Here is an 11,777-nt window from a genome sequence, read left to right on the forward strand (position 1 = left end):
CGTCGAGGCCAGCCGTCTCGCTCGAGGAGAAAGTCTGGGTCAATTTCCGGCATTTCGACCCATTTCGGCAAACCGTGTCATGAAATGGGTCCCGGCACGTCATACAGATGACGGCACCGCAGGGGTCTCCCGCTTGGTCAGGGGAGGGAGTGACCCCTACGGGTTTGTCTTCGGTGGTGCCGCCAGGTTTCGTCCTTCCGCGTGGTTTCGTGGAGGGGATCATTCGGAAGGACGAAACCTGCCCACCGCGCGTCGAGGCAGACCCCGAAGGGGGTGCCACCGCAGGGCCCGATCCGGACTGTTTCGTCCTGATCTCGCACACGCCCGCGCTCCGACTCGACGCCCGCCCCGCTGCTTGGCAGACTGACCCGCACCGGGGCAGTAGAAGGGCGAAAGGGTTGTCGGCAGACGCGACCTTGTGGTCGAGCGAGGCATGGGCCTCGGCCCCTGACGTGTCCCTCCTCGTCCGGACCCGAGAAGGCTCGGCCGAGGCGTTCGGTGAGCTGTGGCGTCGCCACCTGCCGGCTGCGTATGCCGTCGCGGGACGTCACCGTGGCCGCTCGGCCCCGGAGGACATCGTCGCCGAGGCCGCCGCGCGCGTCCTCGCGCTGATCCGCGCGGGCAAGGGACCCGACGAGCACTTCCGGGCCTACTTCCTCTCCGCCGTGCGGTCCGTCGCCATCGACCAGGGCCGCCGCGACCTGCGGGTCGTGCCGACCGAGGCCGACGACCTCGAGGTTCTCGCCGATCCGGCCGACGACCCCTTCGAGGGCCTCGCGACCGACGACGAGGGGCTCGCCCTCGTCCGGGAGGCCTTCGCCGGGCTCTCCGAGCGCGACCAGCGCGTGCTGTGGCACACCACGGTCGAGGGCGCCGCGCCGCGCGCCGTCGCGCCGGCCCTCGGCATGACCGCCAACGCCGTCAGCGTTCGCGCCATGCGGGCCCGCGAGTCGCTCCGGGCGCTCTACCTGGACGCCCGGGCCGAGCGCGGCCTCGCCGCCGCTGACACCGACGAGTGCCGCTGGACCGTGACCCACCTCGGGGCGCTCGTCCGCGGGCGCCTGCCCAAGCGGCAGACCGAGCGCGCCGAGGCGCACGTCGCCGAGTGCCCGCACGCAGCGACCATCGCGGCCGACCTGAGGGTCATCCACGACGGGTTCCCGGCGCTCATCGTCCCGCTCGCGCTGCTGGCCGGTCTCGGCACGCCTGGATTCCTCAGTGTCCCCGCCGTCGTCGGCCTCTCCGGTGGCGCCGGAGCGGCGGGCTTCGCCGGGTTCACCGGCGGCGCGGGGGGGCCCGCCCCGGGCGCGGGGGGTGCGGCTCAGCCTGTGCCGTCGCCCTCCTCCTCTTCATCCGCCGGGTCGGGGGCCGATGCCGTCGCCCAGGTGGCGAGCCGGGTCACCGGTCTCGTGGCCGGGCTCGCCGTCTCGGCCGGGGTCGCGGGGGCGCTGGCACTGCCCGGTGCCTCGCTCGCGGCGCCCTCAGCGACGGCCTCCCCGGTTCCGAGTGCGACGGCCTCGAGCGCCGCACCCGGGGCCGGCGCGGGAAGCGGCGCCGGCGCCGTCCCGAGTGCTTCCCCACGAGCCGTCGGCACCTCACTGCCGATCTCCCCGACCGGCCTGCCCACCCGGACCATCAGCGCCTCGCCCATCCCGTCGGCGGCGACTCGGACGTCGACGTCGTCGGGCGACGTGGCGCGTGACCCGGGCAGCACGCCCTCGACGGTCGGCGGCACCCCGGTCCCTCGAGGCGGGACGTCGGCCGAGAGCGGTGGCGCGACCCCAGCGACTCCGGCGCCCCCGACGGGCACGGCCACCGGACGGCCGACGACGCCTCCGGCCACCACGCCGCCCGCCCCGCCGACGACGAGACCTCCGTCCCCCAGCCCGACACCCCCGGCGCCGACCACGACGCCCCCGGCGCCCCCGCCGGGTGGCGTCGCGCCCACCATCACGGTCCGCCTCGTGTCCGGACGCGACCCGGCGCGGATCTCCGTACGCGTGCGCTCCCAGGTCGAGGGCTCGATGACGGTACGCATCAGCAACGCGTCGGGCGCCGGGACGCTCTCCGTGCGCAACTCCAGCTGGACGTGCGCCCAGACGAGCACGTCCGCGGTGCGGTGCGCGGGGGAGCGGGGCCAGGCCCTGCTCGAGCAGTCCGGCACCGGAGCGACCCAGGCTGTCGTCGTGCGCGTCACCGACGCCGCCGGCGACACCTGGACCGAGACCCTCCGCCCCACCTGACCCTCCACCCCCTCCTCGAGTGAGCGCCCGACCACAGTCGAGTGAGCCCGTCGTCCCATCCGTCACAGGAGGGGTGGGACGAGTGGGGCAGGGCGCTCACTCGTGTGGGACGGGGCGCTCACTCGAGGTGGGTTGGTCAGCGGTGGGGGACCGTGACGAGCCGCGGCGTGCGGTCGAGGCCCGAGAGCCCGTTCCAAGCGAGGTTGACCAGGTGCGCGGCGACCTGGTCCTTCTTGAACTTGCGCCGGTCGAGCCACCACTGCCCCGTGAGGGCCACCATCCCGACGAGCATCTGCGCGTGGATCGGTGCCGACCTGGGGTCGAGGCCGCGCTGCTTGAACTCTGCGGCGAGCAGGTGCTCGACCTGCACCGCGACGTCACCGAGGACGCTCGCGAACGACCCGGTCGACTGGCCCGGCGGCGAGTCCCGCACGAGGATGCGGAAGCCCGACGGGTCTCTCTCGATGTAGTCGAGCAGGGCGAGCGTGGCCCGCTCGAGCAGGACCCGCGCGCCTTCCGGCTCCTCGAGCGCCGTGCTGATGCCGCCCATCAGTGCCTGGATCTCACGGTCCACGACGACGGCGTAGAGGCCCTCCTTGCCGCCGAAGTGCTCGTAGACGACCGGCTTGGAGACGCTCGCCTTGGCAGCGACCTCCTCGACCGTCGTGGCCTCGAAACCCTTGTCGGCGAAGAGCTTGCGCCCGACGGCGATGAGCTGCTCGCGGCGTTCCGGGCCGGTCATCCGGGCGCGAGGGCGGGAGCGGTCGGCGCGGTCTGAACGGTCGGCGGTCACGCCGCCATTGTGCCTGTCCCGGTCTCGTCCGCCGCGACGGGCGATGCCGGACCCGACTTTCTTGCCGAATCCCGTCATGAAACGGCCCCTCGACACGTCTATGTCATTGGTAGGGAGGAGGCGGTTCGCGCGTGGCGCCGTGTGGGGACACGGTCCGGGCGAGACCGCCGGTGAGGTCGATCTCGACGCGAAAGGGGCGGGCGCGGATCGACCTCACCGTCATGCCCGACGACACTTCGGCAAAGACCCCCACCGGGCGGCCGTCGTGGCGCACACTGGTGAGGCACATCCGCGAAAGGTGCCGCAGAGTGTCAGCACACACGATGGGACCACGGTCCGACACCATGACCGGCGCACACGCGACGGCCGGGGTCGAGGAGTCCGATGTCGTGCTGCTCGCGCGGGCGCGCTCGGGCGACGAGGAGGCCTTCGCGGCCCTCTGGCGCAGGCACCTGCCCGCCGCCCACGCCGCCGCGACGCCGTACCGCGGCCGCGTGTCCGCCGAGGACCTGGTGGCCGAGGCCTCCGCCCGCCTCTTCCGTCTCCTGAGCGAGGGGCGGGGACCGTCGTCGAACTTCCGGGCGTACTTCGTGTCGACGGTACGCACCGTCGGCGTCGACGCGATCCGTCGCGAGATGAGCGTCGTCCCGACGTCGACGACGGACCTCGACCTGCTGCCCGGCCCCGACGAAGGACTGTCGGCCCTCAGCGCGCAGGGCGTCGACACCGACCTGGTCCGAGAGGCCTTTCTCCGGTTGAGCGAGGGTGACCGACGGCTGCTCTGGCAGACGATGGTCGAGGGCCATCCGCCGCGGGTGGTCGCTCCCGAGCTCGGTGTCTCGGCCAACGTGGCCAGCGCGCGCGCGAAGCGCGCTCGTGACGAGCTCCGGGACCGCTATCTCGACTCCTGGGTGCGGCGCCGGGTGCCGGTCTGCGACGCGCGCGACTGCCGCTGGACCCTCGACCATCTCAGCGGTCACGTCCGGGGCCGACTGACGGAGAGGCAGCGGGCGCGCGTCGAAGCGCACCTGGCCAGCTGTCCTCGCGAGTCGGGACTCGCCGGGGAGCTGCAGCGCGTCTACGACGGGTTCGGTGCACTGACCGGTCCGCTCCTCTTCGCGGCCGGAGCGACGATGCTCGCCGGACTGCCCGCGGGGGCGTTCGCTGCTCTGGCCGGGTCGAGCACGACGGGTGCGACCACTGGTGCGACGACGGGTGCCACGACGGGTGCCACGACGGGTGCCACGACGGGTGCCACGACGGGTGCCACGACGGGTGCCACGACGGGTGCCACGACGGGTGCCACGACGGGTGCCACGACGGGTGCCACGACGGGTGCCACGACGGGTGCCACGACGGGTGCGACCACGGGTGCCACGGCGGGTGCCGGTGCTGCGGGTGGAACGGCCGGCGCGGGTGCAGCGGGCACGAGCGCCGTCGCCTCGGTCGGCGCCGGGTCCACCGTCGGAGGCGCCGCCGCGGGCAGCGCCGGTCTCGGCGGCACGCTCACCGCGAGCGGTGCCGGCGCGACGGCCTCCGGCGCGGCTGCAGGAGCGGGCCTGACCACGGGAGCGACCTCCGTGTCTGCCGCCACCGCCGCCGGTACGGCCGCCGCCGGTACGGCCACGTGCGCGGGGGCGGGCGGCGCCGTCCTCGCGGTGCCGGCCGCGGCGGGCGTGGCCGGGACCACCGCCCTCGTCTCGAGCGCGGCCATCGTCACTCCCGTCGCCGCGTTGACGGGCGGGTCGATCCTGGCCGGGACGGCGATCGGGCCACCCCTCGCCACCGCGATGGCCGGCCTCGTCGTGGGGCTCGGCCTCTCGGTCGCACCGGCGGCGGCGCACGACCTCGGTACGACGACGACGTCGGTCGTCACCTCGGTCGACGGCGCCACGGCGGTGCTCACCCCGGGCTCAGGGGTCGCGGCGGACGTCGGCACGACTCCCGTCGACGTGCTCCACCTCGCCCTCCTCCCTGCGCCCGCCGACCCCGCGCCCGCCGACCCCGCGCCGACCGATCCCGCGCCGACCGATCCGGCGCCGGTCGACCCGGCGCCCGCGGTCTCGGCGCCGTCCGACGCGACGCCCGTGGACCCAGCCCCTGCACCCCCGCCACCTGCGGACCCGGCCCCTGCTGCTCCGGCACCCGCGGACCCCGCGCCGTCCGACCCGACACCCGTCGACCCAGCGCCTGCACCCTCGGCACCTGCCGCTCCGGCACCCGACGCACCGGCACCGTCCGACGCGACGCCTGCCGACCCGACGCCCGTGGATCCGGCGCCCGCGGCTCCGTCAGACGCGACGCCTGTCGACCCGACGCCGGTCGACCCGGCACCTTCGGACCCGGCACCTTCGGACCCGGCTCCATCCGACCCGACACCCACGGATCCTGCTCCGGCTCAAGGCGATTCGGGATCCTCGACCTCGGACCCTGTCTCCGCTCCGGCTGGCGGAGACTCGGCGGACCCCACGGCGACGAACGCGGTGTCCAGCCCCGCGGCCGAGAACGGCCAGCTGCGTTCGACCGGTCCAGGAGCCGACCAACCAGCCGATCCGCCGGCCGATCCGACGTCCGTCGTCGCCGCCACGGCCCACGGCTCCGACGGTCCGCCGACCGCCGACCCGACGCCGGAGACGCCGACCGGCGACGCGCACCCAGCAGGTGCATGAGTCCGCGACGGAGCGACCCGGGGTCCTGCACTACCCTGTCCACGTCCACGACGATCCCCGGTTGGTCTGCCGGCAGGGCCCGCCTGACTTTGAATCAGGACAAGCGACGCAGGTTCGACTCCTGCCCGGGGAGCAGGGGCCGGTGACGGTCCTCGGACGAGCGGCGTCGCCCGACATGCGTGGGGGTTCGCGGTCGAGCGACGCCTTGGCCGCTCGGCAGGGAGTTGGTGCCAGAGCCAGCCCCGGGTCCGCCAACTTAGGGGGGGACTGACGGGCCCGTCCTCCCATGGTCGCACGGTTGGCAGAGATCGGCGCCGTCCGGCGCCCGGCACCCGACCGGCGCCGTGTGCCACCCGGCATACGCCGTCGCGCGGGACGTCGATGTGAGTGGGGTCACGGCGCGCCCGTGGCCGGGGCGGCACCCTCGCTCCCCCCGAGTAGCATGGCCGAGGCGCACCCCGGCGCCCGCGTGGGCCGGGGTCGTCCGCACCCGAGTGCACCCCGATCCAAAAAGGAGCTGCGCCCTGTGAGCGATCTACGGCCGACCGCCGTGATCGTCCTCGCCGCCGGTGAGGGCACACGCATGAAGTCCACGACCCCCAAGGTCCTCCACACGATCGGGGGCCGCAGTCTCGTGGCCCACGCGATCCGGGCGGCCCGGGGCACGAGCCCGCACCACCTCGCCGTCGTCGTGCGCCACGAGCGCGACCGCGTCGCCGAGCACGTGGGGCAGGTCGACCCCGAGGCGGTCGTCGCCGACCAGGACGACGTCAAGGGGACCGGCCGCGCCGTGGAGTGCGCGCTCGAGGCGCTGCCCGGCGACCTCGCCGGCACCGTGGTCGTCACCTACGGCGACGTGCCGCTGCTGACGAGCGCGACCCTCGAGGGACTCGTCGCGGCGCACCACGCGTCCGGCAGTGCCGTCACCGTCATCACGGCGACGCTCGAGGACCCCACGGGCTACGGCCGCGTCATCCGTGACGCGGAGGGCTCGGTCGTCGCGATCGTCGAGCAGAAGGACGCCGACGAGGAGCAGCGCGCCATCCGCGAGGTCAACAGCGGCCTGTACGCGTTCGACGCGGCGGTCCTGCGCGAGGCCCTCTCCGAGGTGGGCACCGACAACGCGCAGGGCGAGAAGTACCTCACCGACGTCATCGCCATCGCCCGTGGCCGGGGCCTCGGGGTGCGCGCGCACCTCGTCGCCGACCTCTGGCAGACCGAGGGTGTCAACGACAAGGTGCAGCTGGCCCGTCTCGGTGCCGAGCTCAACCGCCGCACCGTCGAGCAGGCCATGCGCGACGGCGCGATCGTCATCGACCCGGCGACGACGTGGCTCGACGCCGACGTGACGATCGGGCCCGACACCGTCGTGCGCCCCGGCACGCAGATCCTCGGCGCCAGCACGATCGGCCGCGACTGCGTCATCGGCCCCGACACGACGCTGACCGACGTCGAGGTCGGTGACGGTGCGAGCGTCGTGCGGACCCAGGCCGAGCTCGCCGAGATCGGGCCCGGCGCCACCGTCGGGCCCTTCTCCTACCTGCGACCCGGGACGCGACTCGGGGCGAAGGGCAAGATCGGCGGCTTCGTCGAGACGAAGAACGCCGACATCGGCGCGGGCGCCAAGGTGCCGCACCTGACCTACTGCGGCGACGCGACGATCGGCGAGGGCGCCAACATCGGCGCCGGCACGATCTTCGCCAACTACGACGGCGTCACGAAGGGCCACACGAACGTCGGGGCGTACAGCTTCGTCGGCAGCAACTCGGTCATCGTCGCGCCCCGGACGATCGCCGACGGCGCCTACGTCGCCGCGGGATCGGCCGTCGTCAGCGACGTCGCCCCGGGACAGCTCGCCGTGACCCGCGCGCAGCAGCGCAACGTCGACGGCTGGGTGGCCCGACGCCGGGCCGGCACGAAGACCGACGAGGCCGCCCGGGCCGCGCAGGGGCAGGCCACCCCGGCGCAGACCCCCGAGCGGACCTCAGAGCCGACGTCAGAGCAGACCTCAGAGCAGACCCCCGCGCAGACCTCCGAGACGAAGGACGCCCAGCGATGAGCGGCATCAACAAGGCGACCGAGAAGCACCTCATGGTCTTCTCCGGCCGGGCCCACCCGCAGCTCGCGCAGGAGGTCGCCGCGGCGCTCGGCACCGACCTCGTCCCGACGTCGGCCTACGACTTCGCCAACGGCGAGATCTACGTCCGCTACGAGGAGTCCGTCCGCGGCTCCGACGCGTTCGTCATCCAGAGCCACACCGCTCCGATCAACGAGTGGATCATGGAGCAGCTCATCATGATCGACGCGCTGAAGCGGGCCTCCGCCAAGCGCATCACCGTCGTCCTGCCCTTCTACGGCTACGCCCGTCAGGACAAGAAGCACCGTGGCCGCGAGCCGATCTCGGCCCGCCTCATGGCCGACCTGTTCAAGACGGCCGGCGCCGACCGGCTCATGGCGATCGACCTGCACACCGCGCAGATCCAGGGCTTCTTCGACGGCCCCGTCGACCACCTCATGGCGATGCCGATCCTCGCGGACTACGTCGGCAGGAAGTACGGCCACCTCGACCTCGCCGTCGTCTCGCCCGACGCCGGGCGCATCAAGGTCGCCGAGGACTGGAGCTCACGCCTCGGCGGTGCTCCGCTCGCCTTCATCCACAAGACCCGCGACATCAACCGGCCCAACGAGGTCGTCGCCAACCGCGTCGTCGGTGAGATCAAGGGCCGCGTCTGCGTGCTCGTCGACGACATGATCGACACGGCCGGCACCATCACCAAGGCCGCCGACGCGCTCATGGACCAGGGTGCCGCCGGGGTCATCATCGCCGCGACGCACGCGATCCTCTCGGGCCCGGCCGTCGACCGCCTCAAGGCCTGCAAGGTCGAGGAGGTCATCGTCACGAACACGCTCCCGATCCCCGACGACCGCCGCTTCGACAAGCTCGAGGTCCTGTCGATCGCGCCGCTCGTCTCGATGGCGATCCGCGAGGTCTTCGAGGACGGCTCGGTGACGAGCCTCTTCGACGGCAAGGCCTGAGCGGCCACCACACGACGAGGGCGTATGCCGCCGGGACCCACCCGGCGGCATACGCCCTCCGTGCGTGATGGGTCCTCAGGCGTGCGCGGCGCGGCGGGCGCGGTAGGCGGCGGTGTGGGCGCGTGCCGCGCAGCCGCCCTCGCAGAAGCGACGCGAGCGGTTGCGGGAGAGGTCGACGACGACGTCGTCGCAGTCGGCGGCCTCGCAGACGCGCAGCCGCGCGAGCTCTCCGGCGCGCACGACGTCGATGACCGCGATCGCGGCCTCGACGGCCATCCGTCGGGCGAGCGGGGCATCGGACGGGGTGGCGTGGACGTGCCAGCCCACGTCGTCGTGGTCGACGAGCTGGGGGACGGCGCGGGCCTCGGCGAGCAGCTCGTTGACGAGGGTCACGACGCCGGCCTCGTCCTCGTCCCAGAAGCCGCGCAGCCGGGGCCGCAGCGCGCGGACCGCTGCGAGCTCAGCGGCGTCGCGGTCGAAGCGGCCGGTCCACCCCTGGTCGCGGTAGAGCGACTCGAGCTCCTCTAGGGAGGTCAGGCGGTCGGGGTCACCGTCGCCGGGGACCGAGCCCGGCATCGTGTTGACGAGGGCTGCGGCAGCGGCGAGGGCGACATCGGTGTCATGGGTGAAAAGCATGTTGACTCCTGACGGATGCGGTCGCTACCGTCATGAGTGTAATCAATTTCGGTGCTGACATGATGCTCGCTCGACGCGAGCCCGTCGGCGGGAGCGGCGAGGAACTGTCATGGCGGAGCGGGTCGTGGTCGGAGAGCCTGCGGTGGTCGGCGCCGTGGGGAGCGGCAAGACGGACGGGGCTGCGGTGCCCCTGTCGCGGCCGGCCCGCCACCCGCTCGTCGGCCTCGGGGTCGCCCTCGCGTCGGCCGCGGCCTTCGCGACGTCCGGTGCCTTCGGCAAGTCGCTGCTCGTCGGTGGCTGGTCGCCCGGTGCCGTCGTGACGATGCGCATCACCCTGGCCGCCGTCGTCCTCCTCGGCCCTGCCCTGTGGTCGCTGCGCGGTCGGTGGGCGGCGCTGCGCCGCAACGGCTGGGTCGTCGTGGGCTACGGCCTCACCGGTGTCGCCGGCTGCCAGCTCGCGTACTTCAACGCCGTGACGCACCTCTCGGTCGGGGTGGCCCTGCTGCTCGAGTACCTCGCGCCGGTGCTCATCGTCGGCTGGCTCTGGCTGCGCCACCGGCAGGCCCCGCGCCCCCTCACGCTCGCCGGTGTGGCGCTCGCCGTGGCCGGGCTGCTCCTCGTCCTCGACGTCGTGGGCGGAGGCGCGAGCATCAACGTCGTCGGGGTGCTCTGGGGGCTCGGTGCTGCCGTCTGCCTCGTGCTCTACTTCCTGCTCGCCGACCACGTCGACGACGACGTGCCGCCGCTCGCCCTCGCCGGCGGTGGCCTCGTGGTGGGTGCGGCGTCGCTCGGCCTCGCGGGGCTGGTCGGCGTGCTCGACATGTCCCGGGGGGCGGCACGCGTGCCGCTCGGCGGCGTCGTCGTCGACTGGTGGGTGCCGGTCCTCGTCATCGCGATCGTCGCCGCCGCCTTCGCCTACGTCACCGGCATCGCGGCCGTGCGGATGCTCGGCCCCAAGGTGGCCTCCTTCGTGGCCCTGACCGAGGTGCTCTTCGCGGTGCTCTTCGCGTGGCTCGTCCTGGCCGAGCTGCCGACGCCGGTCCAGCTCGTCGGCGGACTGCTCATCGTCGGCGGCCTCGTGGCGGTCCGGGCGGACGAGTCCCGCGGCCCCCGTCTCGTCGTCGACGAGCCCGTCACCGGGCCGGCCGCGCGGCCCTAGCCTCCCACCCTCGCACTCCGCTCGGTCCAGGCGCCGGGTCCGCCGGCGCGCCCTAGAGTGACCGCATGCAGTGGCGTCGCGGCGTGGTGTGCGGGCTGGGGATGCTCGCCCTGGCCGGCGCCGCCGCCTGCACCTCGCCGTCCCCGACCACCGAACGGCCTCCCTCCGTGGCCGCTCTGACGTCCGACCCGAGCCCGTCGGCGTCCGACCCGAGCCCGTCGGCGTCCGTGGCGCCGCCGACGACGGGCGGCCTGCGACCGCCCGGCACCGCCGGGGCTCCTGCGCCCTCGGCGCGCGTGCACCTGACCGCGGCCGGTGACTACGCCGCGAACGTCGCGACGACCGGTGGCGTGCTCCGGGCCTTGTCGCTCTCGGGCTCCGATGCGCACCTGGCCCTCGGCGACCTCTCCTACGGGCCCCCGGGCGGGGAGAGCGCGTGGTGCTCCTTCGTGACCTCGCGCGTCGGCACGTCGTTCCCGTTCGAGCTGCTCTCCGGCAACCACGAGAGCAACGGCACCAACGGCTCCATCGACCGCTTCGCGAGCTGCCTGCCCGACCGCCTCGGCGGTGTCGTCGGGGACTACGCCCGCCAGTACTACGTCGACCTTCCGCGCTCGAGCCCGCTCGTCCGCGTGGTGCTCGTCTCGCCGGGGCTCACCTTCCCCGACGGCACGTGGAGCTATGCGGCGGGGTCGGCCCGCTACGCGTGGACCGCGGCGGCCATCGACGGAGCGCGGCGGGCCGGCATCCGCTGGGTCGTCGTGGCCATGCACGAACCGTGCCTCTCGATGGGCCGCTACGGCTGCTCGAGCGGGCCCGACCTCCAGCACCTGCTCGTCTCCAAGCGCGTCGACCTCGTGCTGTCCGGTCACGAGCACCTCTACCAGCGCACGAAGCAGCTGCACGAGGGCGCGGGGTGCGCGCGCGTCGCCGTCGGGTCGTACTCGCCGGCGTGCGTCGCCGACGCCGACACGTCCATGGTCGCCGGAGCGGGCACCGTCTTCGCCACGGTCGGGACCGGTGGCGTGGCCCTGCGCGAGGTCGCGGCCACCGACCCCGAGCGCGGCTACTTCGCCGCCACCTCGGGCGCCGGCACCGACCCGACCTACGGCTTCGCCGACCTGCGCGTCACGCCCGACGAGCTGCGCTTCTCCTTCGTGCGCGGAGCGGGAGGCAGCTTCACGGACTCATGGGTGCTCCGGCGTACGCCCTCCCTGTGACCCACGAACGTCCGTGGGCCG

The 11,777-nt window shown here is 73.9% G+C and carries 8 protein-coding genes and 1 tRNA gene; 7 read left to right on the forward strand and 2 right to left on the reverse strand.

Features of this window, described 5'->3' with window-relative positions; all coding sequences use genetic code 11:
• The first annotated feature begins 452 nt into the window (after positions 1-452).
• Positions 453-2,243 (forward strand): sigma-70 family RNA polymerase sigma factor, encoded by a 1,791-nt coding sequence (locus AC1DW8_RS06475; protein WP_478092709.1) that lies wholly within the window; start codon positions 453-455, stop codon positions 2,241-2,243.
• 136 nt (positions 2,244-2,379) lie between these two features.
• Here AC1DW8_RS06475 and AC1DW8_RS06480 read toward each other — a convergent pair whose 3' ends face one another.
• Positions 2,380-2,985, reverse strand: coding sequence for a TetR/AcrR family transcriptional regulator (locus tag AC1DW8_RS06480; protein ID WP_020144953.1), 606 nt, complete (start codon positions 2,983-2,985; stop codon positions 2,380-2,382).
• Between the two features lie 395 nt (positions 2,986-3,380).
• Between AC1DW8_RS06480 and AC1DW8_RS06485 the strand changes: the two genes are divergently transcribed.
• The 4 genes from AC1DW8_RS06485 to AC1DW8_RS06500 all read left to right on the forward strand — a co-directional run bounded on the left by AC1DW8_RS06485 (position 3,381) and on the right by AC1DW8_RS06500 (position 8,741).
• Positions 3,381-5,705: a sigma-70 family RNA polymerase sigma factor gene (locus AC1DW8_RS06485; protein WP_478092711.1), complete on the forward strand. Its 2,325-nt coding sequence runs from the start codon at positions 3,381-3,383 to the stop codon at positions 5,703-5,705.
• Between the two features lie 54 nt (positions 5,706-5,759).
• Positions 5,760-5,838 (forward strand) — tRNA-Gln (locus AC1DW8_RS06490).
• Positions 5,839-6,231: 393 nt separating this feature from the next.
• The gene (glmU, locus tag AC1DW8_RS06495; RefSeq protein WP_478092713.1) at positions 6,232-7,764 is read left to right on the forward strand and encodes a bifunctional UDP-N-acetylglucosamine diphosphorylase/glucosamine-1-phosphate N-acetyltransferase GlmU; all 1,533 of its coding nucleotides are present in this window, start codon (positions 6,232-6,234) and stop codon (positions 7,762-7,764) included.
• Positions 7,761-8,741 (forward strand): ribose-phosphate diphosphokinase, encoded by a 981-nt coding sequence (locus AC1DW8_RS06500; RefSeq protein WP_056777991.1) that lies wholly within the window; start codon positions 7,761-7,763, stop codon positions 8,739-8,741. The genes glmU and AC1DW8_RS06500 overlap by 4 nt, the downstream gene beginning before the upstream one ends.
• Positions 8,742-8,816: 75 nt before the next feature.
• Here AC1DW8_RS06500 and AC1DW8_RS06505 read toward each other — a convergent pair whose 3' ends face one another.
• Positions 8,817-9,377: a CGNR zinc finger domain-containing protein gene (locus AC1DW8_RS06505; RefSeq protein WP_056826725.1), complete on the reverse strand. Its 561-nt coding sequence runs from the start codon at positions 9,375-9,377 to the stop codon at positions 8,817-8,819.
• Between the two features lie 109 nt (positions 9,378-9,486).
• On the opposite strand from AC1DW8_RS06505, the gene AC1DW8_RS06510 reads away from it, so the two are divergent.
• Both AC1DW8_RS06510 and AC1DW8_RS06515 read left to right on the forward strand, forming a co-directional pair.
• Positions 9,487-10,536 carry an EamA family transporter gene (locus tag AC1DW8_RS06510; protein WP_478092715.1) on the forward strand — a complete coding sequence of 350 codons (1,050 nt, stop codon included), beginning with the start codon at positions 9,487-9,489 and terminating at the stop codon, positions 10,534-10,536.
• A 65-nt stretch (positions 10,537-10,601) separates the two neighbouring features.
• Positions 10,602-11,756, forward strand: a complete 1,155-nt coding sequence (locus AC1DW8_RS06515) for a metallophosphoesterase (RefSeq protein ID WP_478092717.1) — start codon at positions 10,602-10,604, stop codon at positions 11,754-11,756.
• The last annotated feature ends 21 nt before the right edge of the window (positions 11,757-11,777 follow it).

The sequence above is a fragment of the Terrabacter sp. P2_E3 genome, from assembly GCF_056403915.1.